18 protein-coding genes, 1 tRNA gene, 3 rRNA genes and 1 pseudogene are annotated in these 25,894 nt (G+C 49.4%); 16 read left to right on the forward strand and 7 right to left on the reverse strand.

Annotation, left to right across the window (positions count from 1 at the left end; genetic code table 11):
* Positions 1 to 4 precede the first annotated feature (4 nt).
* The 3 genes from rbsB (at position 5) to rbsR (ending at position 2,891) form a co-directional block, all read left to right on the forward strand.
* On the forward strand, positions 5 to 895 hold the full coding sequence (gene rbsB / locus JC793_RS00185; protein WP_218427080.1) for a ribose ABC transporter substrate-binding protein RbsB: 891 nt from the start codon (positions 5 to 7) through the stop codon (positions 893 to 895).
* Positions 896 to 958: 63 nt separating this feature from the next.
* Complete coding sequence (gene rbsK, locus JC793_RS00190) at positions 959 to 1,885, forward strand: ribokinase (protein ID WP_218427082.1); 927 nt, start codon at positions 959 to 961, stop codon at positions 1,883 to 1,885.
* Between the two features lie 4 nt (positions 1,886 to 1,889).
* Complete coding sequence (rbsR, locus tag JC793_RS00195) at positions 1,890 to 2,891, forward strand: ribose operon transcriptional repressor RbsR (RefSeq protein ID WP_369128120.1); 1,002 nt, start codon at positions 1,890 to 1,892, stop codon at positions 2,889 to 2,891.
* Here the strand turns inward: rbsR and mdtD are convergent.
* Both mdtD and JC793_RS00205 read right to left on the reverse strand, forming a co-directional pair.
* Positions 2,888 to 4,303 carry a multidrug transporter subunit MdtD gene (gene mdtD, locus JC793_RS00200; protein ID WP_107679600.1) on the reverse strand — a complete coding sequence of 472 codons (1,416 nt, stop codon included), beginning with the start codon at positions 4,301 to 4,303 and terminating at the stop codon, positions 2,888 to 2,890. The genes rbsR and mdtD overlap by 4 nt on opposite strands.
* Positions 4,304 to 4,356: 53 nt before the next feature.
* Complete coding sequence (locus JC793_RS00205; RefSeq protein ID WP_046892807.1) at positions 4,357 to 5,043, reverse strand: FadR/GntR family transcriptional regulator; 687 nt, start codon at positions 5,041 to 5,043, stop codon at positions 4,357 to 4,359.
* 493 nt (positions 5,044 to 5,536) lie between these two features.
* On the opposite strand from JC793_RS00205, the gene JC793_RS00210 reads away from it, so the two are divergent.
* The 5 genes from JC793_RS00210 (at position 5,537) to yghU (ending at position 11,614) form a co-directional block, all read left to right on the forward strand.
* A 16S ribosomal RNA gene (locus tag JC793_RS00210) occupies positions 5,537 to 7,080 on the forward strand.
* An 80-nt stretch (positions 7,081 to 7,160) separates the two neighbouring features.
* Positions 7,161 to 7,236: transfer RNA gene (locus tag JC793_RS00215), tRNA-Glu, on the forward strand.
* A 198-nt stretch (positions 7,237 to 7,434) separates the two neighbouring features.
* Positions 7,435 to 10,339: ribosomal RNA gene (locus tag JC793_RS00220) — 23S ribosomal RNA — on the forward strand.
* Positions 10,340 to 10,449: 110 nt separating this feature from the next.
* Positions 10,450 to 10,565, forward strand: a 5S ribosomal RNA gene (rrf, locus tag JC793_RS00225).
* Together the 16S, 23S and 5S rRNA genes with 1 tRNA gene alongside form the textbook arrangement of a ribosomal RNA operon.
* A 206-nt stretch (positions 10,566 to 10,771) precedes the next feature.
* The gene (gene yghU, locus JC793_RS00230) at positions 10,772 to 11,614 is read left to right on the forward strand and encodes a glutathione-dependent disulfide-bond oxidoreductase (RefSeq protein WP_218427084.1); all 843 of its coding nucleotides are present in this window, start codon (positions 10,772 to 10,774) and stop codon (positions 11,612 to 11,614) included.
* A 52-nt stretch (positions 11,615 to 11,666) separates the two neighbouring features.
* Here yghU and JC793_RS00235 read toward each other — a convergent pair whose 3' ends face one another.
* Entirely contained in the window at positions 11,667 to 13,601 is a 1,935-nt protein-coding gene (locus JC793_RS00235; protein ID WP_218427085.1) for a methyl-accepting chemotaxis protein, read from the reverse strand.
* 236 nt (positions 13,602 to 13,837) lie between these two features.
* On the opposite strand from JC793_RS00235, the gene JC793_RS00240 reads away from it, so the two are divergent.
* Positions 13,838 to 14,491, forward strand: a complete 654-nt coding sequence (locus JC793_RS00240; RefSeq protein ID WP_247709694.1) for a DUF1007 family protein — start codon at positions 13,838 to 13,840, stop codon at positions 14,489 to 14,491.
* A gap of 8 nt (positions 14,492 to 14,499) precedes the next feature.
* Positions 14,500 to 15,486: a nickel/cobalt transporter gene (locus tag JC793_RS00245; protein WP_218427087.1), complete on the forward strand. Its 987-nt coding sequence runs from the start codon at positions 14,500 to 14,502 to the stop codon at positions 15,484 to 15,486.
* A gap of 42 nt (positions 15,487 to 15,528) precedes the next feature.
* Here JC793_RS00245 and JC793_RS00250 read toward each other — a convergent pair whose 3' ends face one another.
* The 3 genes from JC793_RS00250 to JC793_RS19715 form a co-directional block, all read right to left on the reverse strand.
* On the reverse strand, positions 15,529 to 16,122 hold the full coding sequence (locus tag JC793_RS00250) for a hypothetical protein (RefSeq protein WP_218427089.1): 594 nt from the start codon (positions 16,120 to 16,122) through the stop codon (positions 15,529 to 15,531).
* Between the two features lie 199 nt (positions 16,123 to 16,321).
* Positions 16,322 to 16,750: a DUF4189 domain-containing protein gene (locus JC793_RS00255; protein WP_166706763.1), complete on the reverse strand. Its 429-nt coding sequence runs from the start codon at positions 16,748 to 16,750 to the stop codon at positions 16,322 to 16,324.
* 226 nt (positions 16,751 to 16,976) lie between these two features.
* A complete protein-coding gene (locus JC793_RS19715; protein WP_282102747.1) occupies positions 16,977 to 17,108 on the reverse strand; it encodes a hypothetical protein in 132 nt (43 codons plus the stop codon).
* Positions 17,109 to 17,663: 555 nt separating this feature from the next.
* Here JC793_RS19715 and gadC point away from each other — a divergent pair.
* From gadC to fhuB, 6 genes are all read left to right on the forward strand, one after another.
* Complete coding sequence (gadC, locus tag JC793_RS00260) at positions 17,664 to 19,202, forward strand: glutamate/gamma-aminobutyrate antiporter (protein ID WP_218427091.1); 1,539 nt, start codon at positions 17,664 to 17,666, stop codon at positions 19,200 to 19,202.
* 169 nt (positions 19,203 to 19,371) lie between these two features.
* Positions 19,372 to 19,734 carry a YibL family ribosome-associated protein gene (locus JC793_RS00265; RefSeq protein WP_166706765.1) on the forward strand — a complete coding sequence of 121 codons (363 nt, stop codon included), beginning with the start codon at positions 19,372 to 19,374 and terminating at the stop codon, positions 19,732 to 19,734.
* Between the two features lie 248 nt (positions 19,735 to 19,982).
* Positions 19,983 to 22,058, forward strand: coding sequence for a TonB-dependent siderophore receptor (locus tag JC793_RS00275; RefSeq protein WP_218427093.1), 2,076 nt, complete (start codon positions 19,983 to 19,985; stop codon positions 22,056 to 22,058).
* Between the two features lie 2 nt (positions 22,059 to 22,060).
* Entirely contained in the window at positions 22,061 to 22,834 is a 774-nt protein-coding gene (locus JC793_RS00280; RefSeq protein ID WP_166706767.1) for an ABC transporter ATP-binding protein, read from the forward strand.
* A gap of 41 nt (positions 22,835 to 22,875) precedes the next feature.
* The gene (locus JC793_RS00285) at positions 22,876 to 23,748 is read left to right on the forward strand and encodes an iron-siderophore ABC transporter substrate-binding protein (RefSeq protein WP_247717294.1); all 873 of its coding nucleotides are present in this window, start codon (positions 22,876 to 22,878) and stop codon (positions 23,746 to 23,748) included.
* Complete coding sequence (gene fhuB / locus JC793_RS00290; protein ID WP_218427097.1) at positions 23,745 to 25,718, forward strand: Fe(3+)-hydroxamate ABC transporter permease FhuB; 1,974 nt, start codon at positions 23,745 to 23,747, stop codon at positions 25,716 to 25,718. The genes JC793_RS00285 and fhuB overlap by 4 nt, the downstream gene beginning before the upstream one ends.
* A gap of 47 nt (positions 25,719 to 25,765) precedes the next feature.
* Here fhuB and JC793_RS00295 read toward each other — a convergent pair.
* A pseudogene (locus JC793_RS00295) lies at positions 25,766 to 25,885 on the reverse strand (transposase); the annotation flags it as partial.
* Positions 25,886 to 25,894 lie beyond the last annotated feature (9 nt).

A 25,894-nucleotide genomic window follows, 5' to 3' on the forward strand; every position in this document is an offset into this window, starting at 1 on the left:
AAACATGAAACTGAAAAAGATTGCGACCCTTTTCTCCGTTGTTGCACTGAGCGCCACTATCAGCGCCAATGCACTGGCAAAAGAGTCCATTGCCCTGGTGATCTCCACACTGAATAACCCGTTCTTTGTCACCATGAAAGACAGTGCGCAAAAAGAAGCGGATAAACTCGGTTACGACCTGGTGGTTCTGGATTCCATGGATAACCCGGCAAAAGAACTGGCTAACGTGCAGGATCTGACCGTGAAAGGCACCAAACTGATGCTGATTAACCCGACAGACTCTGATGCCGTCGGTAACGCCGTGATCCTGGCCAACAAAGCTAATATCCCGGTAATCACCCTGGATCGCGTTGCAAGTAAAGGTGAAGTGGTCAGCCACGTTGCCTCTGATAACGTCCTCGGCGGCAAACTGGCCGGTGATTTTATCGCCCGTAAAACCGGTGCGGACACCAAAGTTATCCAGCTGGAAGGTATCACCGGGACTTCAGCTTCCCGTGAGCGCGGCGAAGGTTTCAAACAGGCAGTTGCTGAGCATAAAATGAATGTGCTGGCCAGCCAGCCGGCAGATTTCGACCGTACCAAAGGTCTGAACGTCATGCAGAACCTGCTGACCGCACATCCGGCTGTTCAGGCGGTCTTCGCCCAGAACGATGAAATGGCATTAGGTGCGCAGCGTGCATTACAGACTGCCGGCCGTGATGATGTGCTGGTGGTTGGTTTCGACGGAACAGCTGACGGTATCAAAGCAGTAAAAGGCGGTAAACTGGGTGCAACAGTGGCACAGCGCCCTGACCAGATTGGGATCATCGGTATTCAGACAGCCGATAAAGTCCTGAAAGGTGAAAAAATCGATAAAACTATCCCGGTTGAGTTAGAACTGATTGTAAAAGACTAACGATATCAGCCTCCCCGGTACTGTGTGCCGGGGAGTATTGTCAGCAATAAGGAAATAAAGGTAATGACAACATCCCGTCTGACCGTTCTCGGCAGTATTAATGTCGACTATATAATGAATATTGCACAGTTTCCGGCACCGGGCGAAACGGTGATCGGTAAGCAATATCAGACAGCCTTCGGCGGCAAAGGTGCAAACCAGGCGGTAGCCTGCGGACGCAGCGGTGCTGATATTACCTTTATTGCCTGTGTGGGTGATGATGCCATCGGGGCGGAAATACTGGCGCAGTTACAGCGCGACCATATTCATACTGCCGCAATCAGTGTGGTACCGGAAGCGGCCACCGGCGTGGCGATGATTTTTGTGAATGAAGACGGTGAAAACGTCATCGGTATCAGTGCCGGTGCCAACGCTGCACTGACGCCGGAACATTTTGCACCTTATAAAGGGATTGTTGAGCAATCCGATGCCCTGCTGATGCAGCTGGAATCTCCGCTGGAAACGGTGATAGCCGCCGCACAGGCAGCAAAACATCACCAGACCAAAGTGATCCTCAATCCGGCCCCGGCGCGGGAATTACCTGACAGCCTGCTGAAGCTGGTGGATGTTATCACCCCGAATGAAACGGAAGCGGAAAAGCTGACCGGTATTTCTGTCAGTGATGAAACCGGCGCAGCGAAAGCTGCGCAGGTACTGCATGATAAAGGCATTGAACAGGTGCTTATTACCCTGGGCAGCCGGGGTGTCTGGCTGAGTGTCAATGGTGAAGGCCGCCGTATTCCGGGATTTAAAGTCAATGCCGTAGATACTATTGCCGCCGGTGATACCTTTAATGGTGCGTATGTTACCGCGCTTCTGGAAGGCAAACCGGCAGATGATGCTGTGCGTTTTGCCCATGCAGCGGCCGCTATCGCCGTCACCCGGCGGGGTGCACAGCCATCAGTACCGTGGCGCCGTGAAATTGATGCTTTCCTTGCGGAGCGTGGTTAATACTGTGGCGACGATGAAAGACGTGGCGCGGCTGGCGGGGGTATCCACCTCGACAGTTTCCCATGTCATCAACAATAACCGCTTTGTCAGTGACGGTGTGCGCAAGAAAGTGAATGATGCCATTGCCGAACTGAACTACGCACCGTCTGCACTTGCGCGCAGCCTGAAAATGAACCGGACAAACACCATCGGGATGCTGGTGACCACCAGTAACAACCCGTTTTATGCGGAAGTTGTCCGCGGGGTGGAGCGCAGTTGTTATGAACGCGGCTACAGCCTGATCCTCTGTAATACCGAGGGGGATCACAAACGGATGAACAGCAGCCTGGAAACGCTGCTGCAAAAGCGGGTGGATGGCCTGCTGCTGATGTGCACCGAGATAAAAGGCCCGTCAGCGGAGGTGTTCAGCCGCTATCCCCGTCTGCCGATGGTCATGATGGACTGGTCGCCGTTCGCGTTCGGCGGGGATGTGATTCAGGACAATTCATTCCTCGGCGGTGAAATTGCCACCAATCACCTGATCGAAAACGGTTTTACCCGGATTGCCTGCATTGCGGGTCCGCTGGATAAATCACCGGCCAAATCCCGTCTGGACGGTTTTTACCGCGCAATGGCACAGGCCGGGCTGGATGTGCCGTCAGAGTATGTGCTGGAGAGTGATTTTGAATTCAGCGGCGGTTTCAGTGCCATGAATCAGCTGCTTTCCCTGCCGGTACCGCCGCAGGCGGTATTTGCCGGTAACGATGCGATGGCGGTCGGTGCGTATCAGGCTATCTGGCAGAAAGGATTACGTATCCCGCAGGATATTGCGGTCGTCGGTTACGATGATATCGATCTGGCAGCATTCCTCACGCCTCCGCTGACCACTATCCACCAGCCGAAAGATGAGCTGGGTAAACTGGCAGTGGATAAACTTCTGCGGCGCATGGATGATGCGGACGCACCTTCTGATCTGCTGGTACTGACCCCGGCACTGATAAACCGGGGTTCAGTTATCCGCCGTTAATGCGGGGCCGGGCTGTCTGAGGGGCGGGTTTTCTTCTTAATCATATTCCGTCCGTCAGTCCGGCTCAGGAACAGGAACACAAACGCCGACAGAATCGTCATCACCCCGACAGTCACAAAGGTCGCGTGGAAATTATCGACGATAGATCCCCAATCCTGAGATTCGAAATAGCGTAATACAGACGCACTCACTGCAATCCCGAAACTGATAGAAAGCTGCTGAGTCACGGCCAGCACACTGTTACCGGAACTGGCATTGTGCTCGGTCAGATCCGCAAGGGTAATGGTATTCATCGCGGTGAACTGTGTGGACATCGCCATCCCGAGAATAAACAGCGGCAATACCAGCAGATAAATCGACATTCCCGGCGACTGGAAATAGAAGGATGAAATAATTGCGCCGATCACCAGTGTGACCGCAAACAACGTCAGCCGGTAGCCGTAGCGGCGCAGAATCTGAGTAACCGCAGATTTTGCCAGAATAGAACCGATTGCCGTCGGTGCCATCATCATCCCTGCCACCACGGCCGGATAACCAAAACCGACCTGTAACATCAGCGGCATCAGAAACGGAATACAGCCGGTCCCCAGCCGTGTGGCCACGTTACCGGCGATTCCGACACTGAATGTCCGTGTACGGAACAGACTCAGCGGAATTATCGGGGCTGCGATACGGCGGGCGTGCAGGGCATAGAAGGTCAGCAGCGCAAAACCGCTGCCCATCACCAGGAACGGCGTCGCCGCCGCCAGCGCGTTATCCCCGAACAGATCCAGGCTGACAGAAACAGACACCAGTCCGGCACCGAGCAGGGCAAAACCTAATGTATCAAACCGGCGTTTCGGCATGGTGAAATCAGGCATATGGCGGATGGCGTAGATAATCCCCAGAATCCCGATAGGAATATTAATGATAAAAATCCAGTGCCAGGTGGCATAGGTCACCAGTATCCCGCCGAGCAGCGGCCCCAGTACCGGGCCGACTAATCCCGGAATGGTGACAAAATTGAGGATCGGCAGCAGTTCGCTGCGCGGATAAGCCCGCAGCAGTGCCAGACGTGCCACCGGCATCATCATCGCCCCGCCTATTCCCTGAATAATCCGCGATACCACCAGAAACGGAAGGCTGGGGGAAAAGGCACATAATAAAGAACCGAGGGAAAACAGAACCACTGCGATAATAAATACCCTGCGGGTACCGAAACGGTCAGCCAGCCAGCCGCTGACCGGGATCAGCAGCGCTACTGTCAGCGTATAACTGATAACAGCGGACTGCATCGCCAGCGGAGAGTGATTCAGGCTTCTGGCAATATCCGGCAGTGCGGTGTTCAGAATGGTGGCATCGAGCGCCTGCATAAAGAACGCCATTGCGGCAATCCAAGGCAGACCCGCCATATTCCGGGCTGTTTTAAACATGTTTTCCCTTAATACATTATCTCTGAATAGTCAGTAGTGTAACTATTACATATTCACACTTTACTCAACAACACCTGACATGCCTGACGGGCACGTTCTCCGTTGCCGTCAATAATGGCATCCACAATCTCTTTATGGAGATCAATCTCAATAACCTGATTGGTGGTGATAGATTCAAAGAAGTTGTGATACACAAAATCGAATAAATTCGCGAAAGAAGCAAAAAACGGATTTCCGCACGCCTGATAGATAAGGTGGTGGAAGCGGTGATCAACGGCTATCCATTTATCCCGCTCAAAATGGGCGGATAATAATGTCATCTCTTTTAACAGAAAGGAGAGCGACTGCTTTTGTTCCTTTCCTGCATTGGCGGCAGCCAGGGCACAGGCCTGAGGTTCAATTGCGGCACGCAGCTCGCGGAAATATTTCAGTACCTGCCGGTGATCCCCGCTGCTCAGCCACCATTTAATAAAGTCATGATCGAGGAAATTCCAGCTTATCACCGGCATCACGCGGGTACCGATGCGCGGGCGCGGTAAGACCATCCCTTTCGCGGCCAGCATCTTTATCGCTTCACGGACGGCTGTCCGGCTTACCTCAAACTGCTCCGCCAACTCAATCTCCCCCGGCAGAATAGACTCCGGCGGATATTGGCCGGATAAAATCTGCTGCCCCAGTTTTTCAGCCAGAAGATAAGACAGGTTCTTTTGTGACGCATTGAGTTGTTCTGAAAACTGCATTCTGATTCCTTGGTGTAATGCATTAACAAAGCGGGATAATGATACAGAAGACGCATTATGGTGCATATTAATGACAAAACCGGCGAATAAAAGCTCAAATATACATGTTTTGTCTAAAAAAAACGCGAACAAACATTTTTTTGAAATAAACACTTGCGTGATCTCAGCGAGTGTCTATAATGCGCCCTCACTGACACGGAGCAACACGCTGAGAAGCGCGCCGGCAGCAGAGAAAAGCGAAAAAGTTGAAAAACAACGCTTGACTCGAAGAGGCTGAAAACGTAATATACGCAGCCTCGCAACAACGCAGAAGACCGGCAACGGCAGCGAATGTTGCAACTGCTCTTTAACAATTTATCAGACAATCTGTGTGGGCACTCGCAGGACATATCACAAAAAATATTATTTTTGAGAAGTCTTGAAGAGTGACCAATACAGCAGCTTAGAAATAAGCAGCAGTAAACAGTTTAATTCTTTGAGCATCAAACACTTTTAATTGAAGAGTTTGATCATGGCTCAGATTGAACGCTGGCGGCAGGCCTAACACATGCAAGTCGGGCGGTAACAGGGAGAAGCTTGCTTCTCTGCTGACGAGCGGCGGACGGGTGAGTAATGTATGGGGATCTGCCTGATGGAGGGGGATAACTACTGGAAACGGTAGCTAATACCGCATAATGTCTCCGGACCAAAGCGGGGGACCTTCGGGCCTCGCACCATCAGATGAACCCATATGGGATTAGCTAGTAGGTAAGGTAACGGCTTACCTAGGCGACGATCCCTAGCTGGTCTGAGAGGATGATCAGCCACACTGGGACTGAGACACGGCCCAGACTCCTACGGGAGGCAGCAGTGGGGAATATTGCACAATGGGCGCAAGCCTGATGCAGCCATGCCGCGTGTATGAAGAAGGCCTTCGGGTTGTAAAGTACTTTCAGTCGGGAGGAAGGTGTTAAGGTTAATAACCTTAGCAATTGACGTTACCGACAGAAGAAGCACCGGCTAACTCCGTGCCAGCAGCCGCGGTAATACGGAGGGTGCAAGCGTTAATCGGAATTACTGGGCGTAAAGCGCACGCAGGCGGTTGATTGAGTCAGATGTGAAATCCCCGGGCTTAACCCGGGAATTGCATCTGATACTGGTCAGCTAGAGTCTTGTAGAGGGGGGTAGAATTCCATGTGTAGCGGTGAAATGCGTAGAGATGTGGAAGGAATACCGGTGGCGAAGGCGGCCCCCTGGACGAAGACTGACGCTCAGGTGCGAAAGCGTGGGGAGCAAACAGGATTAGATACCCTGGTAGTCCACGCTGTAAACGATGTCGACTTGGAGGTTGTGCCCTTGAGGCGTGGCTTCCGGAGCTAACGCGTTAAGTCGACCGCCTGGGGAGTACGGCCGCAAGGTTAAAACTCAAATGAATTGACGGGGGCCCGCACAAGCGGTGGAGCATGTGGTTTAATTCGATGCAACGCGAAGAACCTTACCTACTCTTGACATCCAGAGAACTTAGCAGAGATGCTTTGGTGCCTTCGGGAACTCTGAGACAGGTGCTGCATGGCTGTCGTCAGCTCGTGTTGTGAAATGTTGGGTTAAGTCCCGCAACGAGCGCAACCCTTATCCTTTGTTGCCAGCGAGTAATGTCGGGAACTCAAAGGAGACTGCCGGTGATAAACCGGAGGAAGGTGGGGATGACGTCAAGTCATCATGGCCCTTACGAGTAGGGCTACACACGTGCTACAATGGCGTATACAAAGGGAAGCGACCCTGCGAAGGCAAGCGGAACTCATAAAGTACGTCGTAGTCCGGATTGGAGTCTGCAACTCGACTCCATGAAGTCGGAATCGCTAGTAATCGTAGATCGGAATGCTACGGTGAATACGTTCCCGGGCCTTGTACACACCGCCCGTCACACCATGGGAGTGGGTTGCAAAAGAAGTAGGTAGCTTAACCTTCGGGAGGGCGCTTACCACTTTGTGATTCATGACTGGGGTGAAGTCGTAACAAGGTAACCGTAGGGGAACCTGCGGTTGGATCACCTCCTTACCTAGTTGATGTTGAATGTGAGTGTTCACACAGATTGTCTGATAGAAAATGAGCAGAGAGCGTCTGCGAAGCTGACATATGTCCCCTTCGTCTAGAGGCCCAGGACACCGCCCTTTCACGGCGGTAACAGGGGTTCGAATCCCCTAGGGGACGCCAGTCTGCGCGGGTGAGTGAAAGTCATCTGCAAATAATGATTAAGCTGATTCAAGAGTCAGCTTAACAATTATGCTCTTTAACAATCCGGAACAAGCTGAAAAATTGAAACAATCAATATTATCACCGAGGTAATATTGATGAGTCTCTCAGCCGAACGACACTGAATGTGCTTCTTTATGAAACACCTTCGGGTTGTGAGGTTAAGCGAATAAGCGTACACGGTGGATGCCTAGGCAGTCAGAGGCGATGAAGGACGTGCTAATCTGCGATAAGCGCCGGTAAGGTGATATGAACCGTTATAACCGGCGATTTCCGAATGGGGAAACCCAGTGTGATTCGTCACACTATCATTACCTGAATACATAGGGTAATGAAGCGAACCGGGAGAACTGAAACATCTAAGTACCCCGAGGAAAAGAAATCAAACGAGATTCCCCCAGTAGCGGCGAGCGAACGGGGAGCAGCCCAGGACCTTAATCAGTGTCAGTGTTAAGAGAACAGTCTGGAAAGGCTGGCCACAGCAGGTGATAGCCCTGTATCTGAAAGCACTGGTATTGTGAGTCCGATGAGTAAGGCGGGACACGTGTTATCCTGTCTGAATATGGGGGGACCATCCTCCAAGGCTAAATACTCCTGACTGACCGATAGTGAACCAGTACCGTGAGGGAAAGGCGAAAAGAACCCCGGCGAGGGGAGTGAAAAAGAACCTGAAACCGTGTACGTACAAGCAGTGGGAGCACCTTTATGGTGTGACTGCGTACCTTTTGTATAATGGGTCAGCGACTTATATTCTGTAGCAAGGTTAACCGAATAGGGGAGCCGCAGGGAAACCGAGTCTTAACTGGGCGTCTTAGTTGCAGGGTATAGACCCGAAACCCGGTGATCTAGCCATGGGCAGGTTGAAGGTTGGGTAACACTAACTGGAGGACCGAACCGACTAATGTTGAAAAATTAGCGGATGACTTGTGGCTGGGGGTGAAAGGCCAATCAAACCGGGAGATAGCTGGTTCTCCCCGAAAGCTATTTAGGTAGCGCCTCGTGAATTCATCTCCGGGGGTAGAGCACTGTTTCGGCTAGGGGGTCATCCCGACTTACCAACCCGATGCAAACTGCGAATACCGGAGAATGTTATCACGGGAGACACACGGCGGGTGCTAACGTTCGTCGTGAAGAGGGAAACAACCCAGACCGCCGGCTAAGGTCCCAAAGTCATAATTAAGTGGGAAACGAAGTGGGAAGGCTCAGACAGCCAGGATGTTGGCTTAGAAGCAGCCATCATTTAAAGAAAGCGTAATAGCTCACTGGTCGAGTCGGCCTGCGCGGAAGATGTAACGGGGCTAAATTATGCACCGAAGCCGCGGCAGCGATATGTAAATATTGTTGGGTAGGGGAGCGTTCTGTAAGCCTGTGAAGGTGACCTGTGAGGGTTGCTGGAGGTATCAGAAGTGCGAATGCTGACATAAGTAACGATAATGCGGGTGAAAAACCCGCACGCCGGAAGACCAAGGGTTCCTGTCCAACGTTAATCGGGGCAGGGTGAGTCGACCCCTAAGGCGAGGCTGAAAAGCGTAGTCGATGGGCAACGGGTTAATATTCCCGTACTGGTGGTAACTGCGAAGGGGGGACGGAGAAAGCTAAATCATCCGGGCGACGGTTGTCCCGGTTTAAGCGTGCAGGTGGACTGACCAGGCAAATCCGGTCGGTTGTTAACACTGAGGCGTGACGACGAGCCACTACGGTGGTGAAGTGATTGATGCTCTGCTTCCGGGAAAAGCCTCTAAGCTCCAGGTTACCATTAATCGTACCCCAAACCGACACAGGTGGTCAGGTAGAGAATACTCAGGCGCTTGAGAGAACTCGGGTGAAGGAACTAGGCAAAATGGTGCCGTAACTTCGGGAGAAGGCACGCTGGCACTAGGTGAAGTCCCTTGCGGACGGAGCTGAAGCCAGCCGCAGATACCAGCTGGCTGCAACTGTTTATTAAAAACACAGCACTGTGCAAACACGAAAGTGGACGTATACGGTGTGACGCCTGCCCGGTGCCGGAAGGTTAATTGATGAGGTTAGCGCAAGCGAAGCTTCTGATCGAAGCCCCGGTAAACGGCGGCCGTAACTATAACGGTCCTAAGGTAGCGAAATTCCTTGTCGGGTAAGTTCCGACCTGCACGAATGGCGTAATGATGGCCAGGCTGTCTCCACCGAGACTCAGTGAAATTGAACTCGCTGTGAAGATGCAGTGTACCCGCGGCAAGACGGAAAGACCCCGTGAACCTTTACTATAGCTTGACACTGAACATTGAGCCTTGATGTGTCAGGATAGGTGGGAGGCAACGAAGTGTGGACGCCAGTCTGCACGGAGCCGACCTTGAAATACCACCCTTTAACGTTTGATGTTCTAACCCAGACCCGTAATCCGGGTTGGGACCGTGTCTGGTGGGTAGTTTGACTGGGGCGGTCTCCTCCCAAAGAGTAACGGAGGAGCACGAAGGTTGGCTAAGCATGGTCGGACATCATGCGGTTAGTGCAAAGGCATAAGCCAGCTTGACTGCGAGAGTGACGGCTCGAGCAGGTACGAAAGTAGGTCTTAGTGATCCGGTGGTTCTGAATGGAAGGGCCATCGCTCAACGGATAAAAGGTACTCCGGGGATAACAGGCTGATACCGCCCAAGAGTTCATATCGACGGCGGTGTTTGGCACCTCGATGTCGGCTCATCACATCCTGGGGCTGAAGTAGGTCCCAAGGGTATGGCTGTTCGCCATTTAAAGTGGTACGCGAGCTGGGTTTAGAACGTCGTGAGACAGTTCGGTCCCTATCTGCCGTGGGCGCTGGAAGATTGAGAGGGGTTGCTCCTAGTACGAGAGGACCGGAGTGAACGCACCACTGGTGTACGGGTTGTGATGCCAATTGCATTGCCCGGTAGCTAAGTGCGGAAGAGATAACCGCTGAAAGCATCTAAGCGGGAAACTTGCCTCGAGATGAGTCTTCCCTGATTCCTAGAGAATCCTGAAGGAACGTTTGAGACTAAGACGTTGATAGGCTGGGTGTGTAAGTGCAGCGATGTATTGAGCTAACCAGTACTAATGAACCGAGAGGCTTAACCTGACAACACCGAAGGTGTTTTGAGTTGAGAGACGAAGAAAGAATTTTTCAGCATAGTGAAGAGACAACAGAGTCATTCATTATGAAAAGCTTGTTTTGGATTAACGAATTTGCCTGGCGGCCGTAGCGCGGTGGTCCCACCTGACCCCATGCCGAACTCAGAAGTGAAACGCCGTAGCGCCGATGGTAGTGTGGGGTCTCCCCATGTGAGAGTAGGGAACCGCCAGGTTATTATTAAGTGAAGAAGCCACCCTTTGGGTGGCTTTTTTGCGTTTGGGCGAAAGTAAAAATACACCTCTCTGAAAGCCACCGAAATTATCCCCCTGAAATCCTGACAACGATCAGCAAAAGAATTCAGTTTGTATTTTATGCACCGGAAGGTAGATTGGATAATTGATCACTTCAATCCGGCAGAAAATACAAAGGAGCATTGTTATGGCTGATCCAACTTATATCCCGCCTCAGGTGTGGGAATGGAAACAGAAAAACGGCGGGAAGTTCGCCAATACCAACCGTCCTGTTGCCGGGGCGACACATGAAAAATCCCTGCCTGTCGGTAAGTACCCGTTGCAGCTTTACTCGCTGGGAACACCTAACGGCCAGAAAGTCACCATCATGCTTGAAGAACTGCTGGCTGCGGGGATTCAGGAAGCGGAATACGATGCCTGGCTGATTGATATCGGTGAAGGCGACCAGTTTGGTTCCGGATTTGTTGATATTAATCCGAACTCAAAAATTCCCGCATTAGTTGACAGAAGTGGTGCAGCGCCGGTACGGATCTTTGAATCCGGTGCCATTCTGACGTATCTGGCAGAAAAATTCTCTCTGTTCCTGCCGGCAACACAACCTGAGCGGGCTGAAACCCTGTCATGGCTGTTCTGGCAGATGGGCTCAGCGCCGTTTGTCGGCGGCGGATTTGGTCATTTCTACGCGTATGCACCGGAAAAGTATGAATATCCGATTAACCGTTATGCGATGGAAACCAAACGTCAGCTGGATGTCCTGAACCGTCAGCTCAGTCAGCATGAATTTATTGCCGGTGATAACTACACCATTGCGGATATGGCCGCCTGGCCATGGTACGGCGGGTTAGTATTAGGTACGTTGTATAATGCGGCGATATTCTTGTCTGTCAGCGAATATCCGCATGTGATCCGCTGGGCGGAACAGATTGCGGCACGCCCGGCTGTTCAGCGAGGACGCCGTGTTAACCGCAGCGGCGGGGAGCCTTCAGACCGGTTTATCCGCGAACGTCACGACGCGTCAGATCTGGATTGATATTTAATCATTTCCCGGCAGATGATTTCTGCCGGGAAATCCTTTCCTGTTATTAATGCGGTTCCGGTAATTTAAAGGCTGACACCATTTGTGCGAGCTGTTCGGCCTCTCTTCTCAGGATTTGTGTCCGCGAAGCGGCATCATCAATTAAAGAGGCATTTTGCTGCACTGTCGTATCCATCTCTGATACTGCGGTTGTCACCTCGGCCAGTCCCTTGCTTTGCTCCTCTCCGGCAACACGGATATCTCCCATCAGCTGCCTTACCTGCAATACATCCATCACCAGATCAGCCAGTGTTTCACCGGCTTCATGTACCTGATTACTGCCTGTTTTTACATTCTGTACGGATTCATCAATCAGCGTCTTAATTTCCTGTGCTGCCTGCGCGCTGCGCTGAGCCAGTGATCTGACTTCCGTTGCCACAACGGCAAAGCCCCGTCCGGAGTCACCGGCGCGGGCGGCTTCTACAGCCGCATTCAGTGCCAGAATATTGGTCTGGAATGCAATGCTGTCAATCACCGACACGATTTCAACCATCCGTCCGGATGATGTGCTGACACTATTCATTGTCGAAATCACATCACGCATCATATCTCCGCAGCGGCTCGCGGTTTGTGCCGTGGTTTCTGCCAGCTCATCAGCCTGATGGGTATTCTCACTGTTCTGTCGGACCGTCGCATTCAGTTCTTCCATGGCGGAAGCACTTTGCTCCAGTGCAGCGGCCTGCTGCGTAACCCGTGCGGATAACTCGTTATTATTATCCGCCAGATTAACGGTATTCCCGGCCACAACAGAACTGCTGTTGCGTACAGTAAGCAGCATGGATGAGATTTTATCGGCAAACAGATTAAATGCCTGTGAGATAGCGGATATTTCATCAGCACCGCGGACATCCATGCGCCGTGTCAGATCACCTTCGCCCTGCGCGATATCATCGAGGGCTTTACGGGTTTCATCGAGGCGGGTGATCAGACGGCGTACAACCAGCCAGGAACCCAGCAGCAGTAATGCCATGATAGGCAGCAGTACTTCCAGCACATCCTGCATCATCACTTTCGCCAGTCCGGTGATCCGCTCTTCCGGTGTGACAAGGCCGATAACCCATCCGGTATCGGCCATCGGGAACAGCATCACTTGTGAGGATGTATTCAGCTGTCCGTCATTATCAAGACGGATACTATTGATAGCGGATTGATCAGAATGTGTTTCCTTCAGTCCGGCAGCAACCGGTGCCAGCCAGGCGGATTGTGCAGCCAGTTCATCGAAGGTTTTGAATTTCTTGCTGTCATCACCCGGAAAGTAGATCAGTTGCCCCTGCCGGTCGGTCACAAAAGCATAGCCGCCGGTGCTGTCACCGTATTGCTGCATAATGGCGGCGATATTATCCAGACGGATATCAGTTGTCGCGACACCGGCAAATTTTCCGTCCGTTTTATACGGCACACTGCAGGTCACCATATTCACACCGGAAATGGTATCTCTGTAAACATCCGACCATAAACAGCTTTCGGTAGATTGTTCCCGAGCATTCCGGTACCAGCTTTCATTGTGATAATTTTCGGCACCTTCCGCATTGTATTCATCAGAAAAGACCAGTTCCCCGGCGGTATTCCGTGCCCAGAAAAAGCTGCGTTTTTCGACTCCCGGCGTAAATGCACCCGGTTCCGGCCAAATACCGCCGCCGGTGATCAGACTGTTACTTTCAATCAGATTAGGCGGGATATAGCGGTACAGAGCTTCATCATTAGGCAGTACTTCCGCCAGACGTGCAAGGCTGACGGTTTTTCCGTCTGTCTGGGACAAAATGATGCTGACCCGGGATGTCAGGCCGCGTCCGGTTTCTTCTATTAATGCGGTATTAATTTCCACTACACGGGGCTGACCCCGCCACAGCATAACAACAATGATAATCGCAGTGGTTACAGCCAGGAGCAGGATGCCCCCGATAGTCAGGCGGGTTGAAATACGGGACGGATACCAGGACATACAGAACTCCCGAAACGAATAAGGGTATATTTGAGTTATCGGCGGTATGGCCTATATCTTTATGGTGTTTTATTGAGCGGATGAATGAATGGCAGATATCTGTGGCAGAGATCGCACTTTCGTCATTTTATGACAGGTTTCCTGGTTCTCAGGTGTTTTTCCGTCCGGAAAAAACGGTATTTTCATTTGTATCGCTATGTTATGTTGTAACACTTTGTAGCCGGGTGAGATAAGTTGTGAATTTAATCAAAAGTATGAATACGTTACTGCTCTCTTTCCTGTTTTTGCTGACATTCAGTCCGCAGGCGTTTGCACACCCGCACAGTTTTATTGATATGGAAACGACCCTTGTGACGGAAAACCATACGCTGACAGGGATTGAATATGTCTGGAAAATGGACCCGATGACTTCCGCTGATATTCTGTATGATTTGATGAACAGCAAAGAAGACAGCCCGCAATGGAAGAAGCAGGCCGCCTCCGTCATGGCGAATATCATTGCACAATCTTATTTTTCCGAGCTGAGTTATCAGAATAAAAAACAGCCTTTTAAGCTCTTTCCGGACTCATACCGGATGACCCGGCAGGGATTGCAGATTGTGATGTCATTCCGTGTCTCATTATTACATCCGATACCGTTAGCCGGCAGTACCATTGAGCTGAAAACCTATGAGCCGACTTTTTTTGTCAGTATGACTTATAACGGCAAACGCGCGGTTCACCTCTCTCCGCCGGATGAGTCACAGTGCCGCCTGGTTTTCACAGAGGCTGATCCTTCAGATAGCCTGAAAGATTACGCGCTGTCGCTGGATACCGGCGATACCCCGGATGATGACCTGACGCTCGGGCGTCAGTTTGCACAGCAGATTACCTTACATTGCACGGAGTGAGATAACGGATGACATCATATTCACGGGTTATTCTTCAGGTCACCGTGCTGATTATTGTTCTGTGTGCGGGCGGGCTGTTGTACAGCCAGTGGCCGTCACTGCTGCATGCCAGTGCGGGATTACAGAAGGAACTGAATTTTGAAATGGCGGCGCTGATCCAGAAAGTGGTATCTGATCCGCTGAAAGCGGGCGGGCTGCTGACCCTTTTCAGTTTCTTATACGGCTTATTGCATGCACTGGGGCCGGGCCACGGTAAAGTTATTCTTTCTGCCTATATCGCCACACACCCGGCAAAATTACGTCACAGTGCATTATTAAGTATTCTGGCCTCCCTGCTTCAGGGCACCGTTGCTGTTGTTTTGGTGTCTGTTGTGCTGTTTATATTAAACATGTCAGTACGCCAGCTGAATAATGTCAGCCTGATAACAGAAAAAGCCAGCTATGCCTTTATTATTCTTTTCGGTGGTGTCATTGTTATTCGTGCATTACGCCGCTTATTTATCAGGCTACCGGTCAGTAAACCGCAAATAAAAACCATCCGTGTATCGGATAATAAATCCTCCGCTGTTTTAAAACCGGTTTTTCTGCAAAGCGGACAAATTCAGACATGCAGCTGCGGCCATCAGCATGTTGTGCCCGGAAATAAAGTCACCGGTAACCTGCGGACACAAGCCGGTATGATTCTGGCCATGGGCAGCCGCCCGTGTTCAGGGGCGCTGTTGGTACTGCTGTTCTCATCCGTTATCGGTGTTTTCCATTGGGGGATTATTGCTGTATTTGCAATGGCGCTGGGAACCGGCATCACTCTTTGTATGATAGCCTGGTTCGTGCACAGCATGCGCTTCCTGGCACTGCGCCTGTCCCGTCACCCGGGAAGAAAATCAAACCACGATTACGGTAATATTCTCCGGCTGATCGCCGGGGGGATTTTTATTATTGCCGGGTTGCTGATGTATCAGGGAGCGGGAATGTCTGCGGGCGGGATTTTTATCTGAAATCAGAAGACACCGGACTCAGCCGGTGTCTTATATTCTTCGCTATTTAACCAGTTTAAGCACCAGTTCCGGTGCCATTTCTCTTCTGACATTGTCCAGTGATGGCATAATATTACCGGGGTGTTTTGATTCGCCCATATATGCGGGTTTGTAGAGGATTTCAATCATTTGTTCATAGATTAGGTTATTGATCTCATTACTGGTTTCATCCAGTCCGCCCCGGCTTTTATTCCGGACAAATTCATATTCCGTACTATTTTTTGAATTGCCGTAACGGTACATCGGAGCATGAAGTCCGCCGGAAAAACTACTTCTGTAATTTTTTAATTCTTCGTTATAGACAAAGGTATAAATCAGATCAACGAGGGTATATAAGCTTTTGGATGAATCGTCATATAATGACTGATAGGTTTCAAGATTTTTCCGGCAGGCTTCCGTGAATAATTTATAATTTTCAGCATCAGCAGCCATACCGACATCAATCAGAATAGTGTAAATATCCTGCCGGATATAGGTACTGTCCTCAGGTGTTATTTCCCAGTAAATATCCTCTTTAGTTTTACCTTTCTTTTTAAGCTGATATGCTTTGGATACACCGTCACCAATCTCAGAGCATGTTATTGTTTTACCATACATTCTGTATGCGGCTATATTTAAATTATCACTCTTGGGTTTGCTTTTTCCGTCGGTAAGGCCGGATAAATCATAGCCCGCACATCCTGTCAGTATCAGAGGGAATACGCATAACAGCAATTTCATTTTTGTGATCATATTTATCATCCCGGAAGCTGGTTATCACTATAAAGATAATCATTATCTTTACTTGTAAAAATATTTAATAGACACGGTACGTACAGGCTAAAACCGTAATTTTACAGTCTGTTTCTGCAAGGCTGCGTACTTTGGAGCGGCGTTTATCATTACGGGTTTTATTCAGATTAATATCGTTTATTTTATCTTCACATTGGGTAAGGGCATATGAGCGTAGATCCCGATCACTGCCACCATAATATTTTCCGGTAAAATCATAGCGGCGGGAATACACAATGGTGCCGCAGGCGTTATTGAATGTCATATACCCGCAGGACGGGCAATCTTCTTTAAGTGCCTGTTCAGCCCTGTCTGCTGTCGGATAATCGGTAAATGCGGATGTCTGGCCGGTTTTCGGGTCAAAACCGACAGCTCCGTAACAGTTAGGAGCCCAGCAGGCATAGCCGGATGCGGACATAAAAATAAAGAGAAAACAGCCAAATAACAATTTCATAAGATATCCCTGTCAGTTTTCCGTTAAAATAAGTGTATCCCATCGGTTTAAATAGAATAAAAAATATCTGTTCTGTAAAACTACCTGCCTATTCATTTTTTTTCTTCCCCAAATTACTATTTGACAGGATAAAGATGTGAAAATATTAAAAGGTAATCGTTTGATGTTAATTGATGCCGGGAAATTAGCCATTCAGATAAGAATCAGGCATTTATTTTTTGTAATATTACGTGATCTCTGCAGAATGAAAAAAGTATGCAGTGGTGGTCATCAGCAACCGCCGGACACCAACCGGAATGATTCCGGCGATGGACAGCCATGCGTGTTCAGAGGCTGCTGTCAGTACTGCTGTTCTCATCCGTTACCGGTATATGATGTACCAGACCGTCAGTACACCTGAGGGATACCGGCTGACGGCCATTATTTATGTCAATTACTGTATGTCACCAGCAATTATCTGGCCATATACTCCATTTTTTATGTTCCATAAGTAACGTTTTTATAGTTATGAATGAATTTTTTTCATAAAAACATACACGATGTATTTCCATAATATATAAACCATTATTTGCGTTAATATGGCAAATTCCCGGCTGTTTTTGTGTAGCTTAGTGTTATCTGTCAATAAGCACTCATTAATAAATACTAAAAATAAAGTGATTTATGTGGTTGTGCTTTGGTAATTGGTGGGTTAGTGATTTATTTTGATGAATTCAAAACAATATTATCATTATGAAACTAAAGTCAGATGATTTGACAAATTTGGATTAGGGGATAATAGTTATTAAATTAATCAATAGTGATTATGCTCACGACTCATTTTTTTATCAGACCAGAGAATATCATGGTCTTTGGTCCGCCGGTGAAACGCAGATAAAAGAATTGATGTTATTAACTATATCAGGTGGATAGTATGACAGCGACAGCGTCTGGTGCCGGGAAACTGACTTTATTGGGTTTTTTTGCGATTACTGCCTCTATGGTCATGGCGGTATATGAATACCCGACATTTGCAACATCCGGTTTTAGTTTGGTTTTTTTCCTTTTATTAGGCGGGTTATTGTGGTTTATTCCTGTTGCTCTTTGTGCGGCGGAAATGGCGACGGTAGAAGGCTGGGAAGAGGGGGGAATATTTGCATGGGTTTCTAACACACTGGGCGAGCGCTGGGGATTTGCCGCTATTTCATTTGGTTATCTGCAAATTGCAATTGGCTTTATACCTATGCTCTATTTTGTATTAGGGGCGTTGTCTTATATCCTTAACTGGCCGGAACTGAATAACGACCCGATAGTAAAAACTATCGGTGCATTAGTTATATTATGGATATTGGCATTTTCTCAGTTTGGCGGTACAAAATATACAGCAACTATCGCTAAAATCGGTTTTTTTGCCGGTATTTTATTACCGGCACTTATTTTGGTATTCCTCGCTATACATTATCTGGTTAGTGGTGCACCTTTAGCGACTGAAATCAGCGCATCGACTTTTTTCCCTGACTTCACAAAAATAGGCACATTGGTCATTTTTGTTGCTTTTATATTGAGTTATATGGGTGTTGAAGCTTCAGCAACACACGTTAATGAAATGGAAAACCCGGGAAGAGATTACCCGGCTGCGATGTTTTTACTGATGATAGCGGCTATTTGTTTAAGTTCAATTGGCGGATTATCTGTCGCGGTTTCCATTCCGGTCAGTGAAATCAATCTGTCCGCCGGGGTGGTACAAACATTCAATGTTCTGGTATCAAGTTTTAGTCCTGCACTTGAGTGGACAGTCCGTATTATTGCGGCACTCTTATTATTAGGCGTCCTTGCTGAAATAGCATCATGGATTGTAGGGCCATCCCGCGGAATGTATGTTGCTGCCCAAAATGGTATTTTACCGAAAAGCTTTGCTAAGGTGAATAAAAATGGCGTTCCGGTTACATTAGTCATTTCACAATTATTGATCACAACCATTGCCATCATTGTACTTACCAATAGCGGCGGAGGCGGTAATACCTCTTTCCTGATCGCATTAGCCCTGACCGTTGTTATTTACCTGTGCAGTTATTTTATGTTGTTTCTCGGGTATATGTATTTAATCTGCAAACAGCCTGAGAAAAAACGGGTATTTAATATACCGGGCGGTAAAGGTTTTAAACTTGTTGTTGCATCTGCCGGTTTTATTCTGTCGGTCCTTGCCTTTGTTGTTTCTTTCTTTCCGCCAAGTTCATTACCGGGCGGTGCAAGCAATGAATCTTATGTGATGCTGCTGGGTATCAGCTTTGTAATCATTTTTCTGATACCATTTATTATCTATGCATTTCATAATAAGCAGGGTAAAAAAACCGGAATATCAATGATACACATTAAAACGCATAACGCTCCGGCTGGTCATTTCTTTATCCATCCCCGGGCACGATCTGCATATCATTTGGTTCATGATGATAAAAAAGACCAAAGCGAGTAAAATATAAAATGAATAAGATCACCAATGGTGGTCTTATCCGTTAATAAAAAGGATAAATTATAGTCAGGGATAGCCATATTAAAACAACTGACAACCCGCTTCCTTTTTCGTACCCTCACAGAGAATGGTGTATACTTCCCGGCAGGAAATTTATTCACGGTTAATTAAAATGAAAGAAAACGAAAAAGTAAAAATTAAGCTTCTCAGCGACCGTTTAGACCTTATCCGTCACCGGATGGAAAATATGCTGCAGAAGAACGAAACGGAAAAGTACGAAGAACTTGAGAACGAAAAAGCTGAGCTGGAAACTGACATTGCCCGTCTGAAGGTACTGCACAGCACAAAACTCAGCAAAGAAGCGCAGAAGCTGGCGGGTATGCCGTTCAAACGTCTTATCACGAAGAAAGAGCAGGCTGATATCGGCAAGCTGAAGAAAACTGTGCGGGGCCTGATCATTGTCCATCCGATGACGGCATTAGGCCGCGAAATGGAACTGGACGGTATGACCGGTTTTTCTAAGACTGATTTCTAGCCGGAAAATCAATCCGGCTCAAACCTGTCATGATACGCTGATACCGGAAGGTTCTTAATTCCCGGTTCGCAGCCATGGCGAAAATATCTTTCACCCGTAAATACACCCGCCGCTCACCGGCACGGATAGCACGGATGTGTTCGGGTGACCTCTTCCCTTTCTTCAGTATCGGTTAAATTTTAGTTCCATACAGCATAATCATAGTTAATAATACTCGTTCTCGTTATTATTCGTCTTTCCGGGGCGCTATGGCTAATTTTCTTTATTTCAAACCTTCAGCTATCACACTTCATGTTTTCGTTGCCCTTTGTGCTGTACCTGCGTACTCACAAACAGCAAACAGTAATACTTCTGACACTGTTGTTGTCAGTGCGGGGGTGCTGAAAGTTGACACCGCATTACAGGAAACACCGCAATCCGTTTCTGTTATTACGCAAAAAGAGCTGGAAACCCGCGCACCGCAAAAACTGGATGAAGCACTGCGCTATACCTCAGGGGTAACAGCTCAGCCTTACGGTGCGGATAATGATACTGACTGGTTTAAAGTCCGTGGTTTTGATGCCGCGACCTATCTGGATAACAGTCGTTTATTCCGCGACGGGTATTATACCTGGCTGCTTGAACCCTATGGTTTCGAACAAATTGAAGTTGTTAAAGGGGCGTCTGCGGTTCTGTTTGGCGAATCTACCCCGGGTGGTGCTGTAAACGTGGTGACTAAAAAACCGCTGTTTACCCCGAAAGGGGAATTTTTCCTTGAAGCAGGAAATAATGATCAGCGCGGGTTTGGTTTTGATGTTGCCGGTCATGCCAGCGATGATGGTGATATCCGTTACCGGGTAGTCGGTTTGATGAAACAGGCGGACGGTGAACTGGATAAAACGGATAACAAACGAATTTATCTGGCGCCTTCGCTTGCGATGGCGCTTTCTGACGATACCATGCTGACACTGATGGCAACGTATCTGCATGATGACGGTACACCAACCAACCCGTTTTTCCCTGCAGCCGGTACACTGATCGATTCACCTTACGGAAAAATTAAACCGTCAGCGAATCTTGGTGAGCCGGATTATGACAAATACAAGCGCTCACAGTTTTCCGCCGGATATCTGCTGGAACACGATATTGACACAACCTGGCGTTTCTCCCAGCGCCTGAATTATGGTTATAACTCACTGACGCTGCGCAGTGTGTATGCATTTCCGAACGCAGATACATCTGCAACCTCTCTCGCCCGCGGTGTTGTATTCCGTGACGGTAACAGCCAGAGTATAACATTCGATAACAACCTGACGGGACAATGGGATTCAGAACGTCTGGAGCACACCCTGCTGGCAGGGGCTGAAATTCAGTATCACCGGACAAAAGGTGATGAACAGGACAGTTATGCATTCAGTCCGATCAATCCGTGGAATCCGGTCTACGGACAATACGTACCACTGGATCCGGCCGACAATATTAACCGGACAATCAATAAAGCGCAGGCAAGCCTCTATTCCCGGTACCAAATCAAGCTGGACGGTAAATGGATCGGTGTTGCCGGGGTGCGCTATGATCAGGTAAAAACTGAGAATAAAAATCAGACTGCCCATAATGATAAATCCCGGAATGATGGTGAGGTGAGTGTCAATGCCGGGCTGATGTATCTGGCGGATAACGGGTTATCACCCTATACCAGCTATTCACAGTCATTTGAAGTGATGAGCACCATCGATCCTGCGACCGGCGATTTGTATAAACCGCTGAAAGGTGAACAAATTGAGGCCGGAGTCAAATATACGCCTTCATTCCTCGATGGTTATCTGAATATTGCCTGGTTCAGTATTGAACAGAAAAATGCACTGGTTACCAATCCGGATACTTCTGTTGCCACACAGACAGGAAAAGTCACATCAACGGGGGCAGAGGCTGAAGGATTTGTGCAGTTGACTGATAATGTCAATGTTCAGGCATCCTATACCTACACAAATGCCAAAACAGATAATACCGGTGGTCAGGGACGTAAACAGACTGCGCTTATCCCTGAGCACATGGCATCCGCCTGGGTCAATTACACACTGCCGGTAACCGGCAGCGGAGAACTGACACTCGGCTCCGGTGTCCGCTATCTCGGTAAATCAAAAGACAATCCGGCGAGCAGTGATCGTACTGTGTCCGCTGCTGCATTATGGGATGCTGCGGTAATTTATAAGCTGAACAAACAGTGGCAGCTTCAGGTCAATGTGAATAATCTGCTGAATAAAGAATATATTTCGGCATGTGATTATTACTGCTATTACGGCCAATCCCGTTCTGTTGTCGTTCAGACCAAATACAGCTGGTAGTTATGTTTGAACTGAATGATATCCGTGTTGTACGTGACGGGAGGGTAATTTTATCCGTCCCGTCCCTGACGATCCCGGCAACGGAACTGACTGTTGTGCTTGGTCATAACGGGTCAGGAAAATCCACCCTGGTTGATCTGCTGGCCGGTCAGACCCGGCCGGATCAGGGGGAAATTTTGCTGAATAATAAAAACCTCACCGGTTACACCAGACGGGAGCTGGCACAACAAGTGGCATTTTTGCCGCAAAAACTGCCGGTTTCTGCCGGGCTGACCGTCCGTGAACTGGTCAGTCTGGGACGTTTTCCCTGGCGCGGCACATTTGGCCGCCGGCGTCCGGAAGATAACATTATTATCTCACAAGCCATGGAGAGTGCCGGTGTCACGGAATTTGCACAAATACCCGCCGATAATTTATCCGGCGGTGAACGCCAGCGCGCATGGGTTGCCATGTTACTGGCACAGCAATCACCGGTACTGATCCTCGATGAGCCGACATCCGCGCTGGATATTCATCATCAGTACCAACTGATGAGGCTGCTGCAGGATTTAAACCGCACACAGCGTACCGGTATCATCGTTATCCTTCATGATCTTAATCTCGCATTGCAGTATGCAACCCATATTATCGCCCTGAAAAAAGGCAAAGTAGCGTTTGAAGGCGGTGCTGCATTGCTGGAGGATGAAACCCGTCTTTCCGGATTATATGAAACGGCTATCAGGTTAATACCGCATCCGGATACGGAACAACGAAAAGTGGCAGTCGTATGCAACTGATGTTATTACGTTTAATTCGGTTATCCGCCCTGTTTTTTTTGATGTTTGCGGCAGCAGGGCAGGCGGCTGTCACAATAAATGATGACCGTGGCGGGCACACGTTTGAAACCATACCGCAGCGGGTCGTGGTGCTGGACTGGGATCTGCTTGAACAAACGCTGTCATTAGGGATAACCCCTGCCGGGGCAACAGAAACCAGCGGTTACCGGCAGTGGGTCGGACTGCCGGTACTGACAGAAAGCGTGGCTGAAACCGGAACCCGGGCAGAACCGAATCTCGAAAAAATTGCCGGACTGAAGCCGGATGTTATCCTGGCGGGTGCATCACAGGCAGATCTGATTCCGCTGTTAGAGCAGATAGCGCCCGTCGTTTATCTGACCAATTTTTCATCAGCAGATGATGCCGCTCCGGTGGCTATCCGTCACCTTAAAACGCTGGGGATACTGTTTGGCAGAGAACAGCGGGCGGATGAACAACTGGCTGCTTTAACGCAGCGGTTTACGGAGCTGAGCAATAAATTAGCTGCTGTCTATCCGCCGGGTACCCGGGTTACTGTCATTCGTTTTTCCACGCTGACCACCGTCTTTCTGCCGGCTGATAATTCTGCTGTTAACTATGTACTGCGTAACCTTGGCCTGACACCGGCAATCCCTCTGGACGCGCAGCCCTGGGGAATCGCCCAGCGGCGGATCAATGTATTACAGGACGCCGGTGATGGCTATGTTCTCTGGTTTCGCCCTTTTCCTGAAGAAAAAAAACTGGCAGATACCCGTTTGTGGCAGGCGATGCCATTTGTGAAGCAGGGCAAAATTAATGGCGTTGCACCGGTCTGGAATTACGGTGGCGTCAGTTCATTGCAGCGGATGGCGGATGCCATTACGGATAGTTTGCTGGAGATTGCGCCCGCCTCATGAAAATCCGTTACCTTATACTCTTTCCGCTGCTGTTTATTCTGCTGATAGTGATTAACTTACAGCTTGAGCCCGGCTTATCTCCGCAACAGCAACTCAGCCTGATTTTTACACCGGAAGCGGCACAAACGTTTCCGGCTGTATTTTATCTTTACGGACAATTGCCGAGACTTTGCATGGCATTGCTGGCTGGTGCGACGCTGGGGCTGACCGGCAGCCTGATGCAACAGCTGACACAAAATAACCTCACGTCCCCGATGACACTCGGAACATCATCCGGTGCCTGGCTTGCACTGGTTATTTTATCTGTCAGTTTCAGTGAATTGTCTGCTGATTATGCGGTTCCTGTTGCAACCGCAGGCGCGTTGCTGGCGTTTGCATTTGTTATCCTGATTACAGGAAGCCGTAATATTACAGGATTACCACTGATTGTTTCCGGTATGGTGGTCAATATTCTGCTCGGTGCCATTGCAACCGCAGTGATTACACTGAATTCGCAGTTTGCACAAAATATTTTTATGTGGGGAGCCGGCGATCTGACTCAGGATGGCTGGCAGAATGTCACAGATGTTATGCCGCGCCTGCTGCCTGTTTTGTTTATTCTGCTGTTCGCCCCGCGGATACTGACGGTATTACGGCTGGGACACCAGGGCGCACAAGCACGCGGATTATCTGTTTTGCCGGTATTTTTGCTGTTTATGGTACTTTCAGCATGGCTGGTTTCAGTCGTGATCAGTACTGCCGGTATGATTGGCTTTATCGGATTGCTGGCACCGAATCTTGTCCGGATTGCCGGCGCACGCACTGCGTTACAGGAGCTGATTTTCTCTGTGATTGCCGGGGCGTTTTTACTGTTGTTTGCTGACACCCTGGCTCTGGCTCTCGGGCAACTGATGCAGACGGTGATCCCGACCGGTGTGATGACTGCCGCCATTGGTGCACCAGCACTTATTGTATTCAGCCGCCGCCGTTTCACCGCACAGGATCAGATGACAATTATTCTGAAACCGGTTATTTCTCCCCGTTTTCTGCCGCACGCAATGAGTGTTGTTGTACTTCTGCTGTTTGCCGGGCTGATGACCACGATCTTTTTTCAGCAATCAGAAACCGGCTTCCTGTGGGGGACTCCGGAGCCTTTCCGCTGGTCTCTGAGGTGGCCGCGGTTATTGTCAGCTGCCACGGCAGGTGTTGCACTGGCGCTGGCCGGAACCCTGTTACAACGGTTAATTTATAATCCGCTGGCAAGCCCGGATATTCTTGGTGTGTCATCCGGTGCGACGGTTGCACTTATCCTGATAAGCGTACTAACGGGAAATATGATTCAGACTTCCCTCTGGGGAGCAGCACTGACCGGCAGTGCTCTGGTACTGGGGCTTCTGCTTTTACTCGGACGCCGGCATCAGTTTGCACCGGCAACATTAATCCTTACCGGGATTGCGCTGACGGCGGGACTGGAAGCCTTTGTGCAATTCTTTCTGGCGCAGGGGGCATTGAGTAATTACCGGATACTGCTGTGGCTGTCCGGTTCCACCTATCGTGTCAGCGGAGAGCAAAGTGTACTTTTTGCATCCGTGATTGCCGGACTGACTGTTATCATACTGGCGCTCAGCCGCCGTCTGACGCTGATATCCATCGGCAGAACATTTGCTCAGGCCCGCGGATTACATACCGGGCGTACCGCTCTGCTGATGCTGACACTTGTCGCCCTGTTGTGCGCTCTGGTGACAGCAACGGTCGGACCACTGGCCTTTACCGGTCTGATTGCGCCACATATGGCGGCGTTGTGCGGTGCTCAGAAAGTGAAATCACAGCTGATTTTTGCCGGTCTGGCAGGCGCGGTGCTGATGATATGGGCGGACTGGCTGGGACAAACGCTTATCTGGCCGTCACAGATAGCAGCCGGAACATTGGTGTCTGTCCTTGGCGGCAGCTATTTCCTGGGGTTAATGCTGGTCAGCCGCTTTCGGAAATAATCATAAAATATACCGGGATACAGCCGAAAAGGGAAACCGGCTTCCCGGTTGTAGTAGCTGGCTTCGGGTATACCGGTCTCACGGCAGACATCTTTGACTGTCCGTCCGGCTTCGGCGGACTTCAGAATGGCGATAATCGGATGTTCAGTCAATCGGGCTTTGTGCATAGTGATCTC

The sequence above is a fragment of the Morganella morganii genome (genome assembly GCF_019242955.1).
GTDB lineage: Bacteria > Pseudomonadota > Gammaproteobacteria > Enterobacterales > Enterobacteriaceae > Morganella > Morganella sibonii.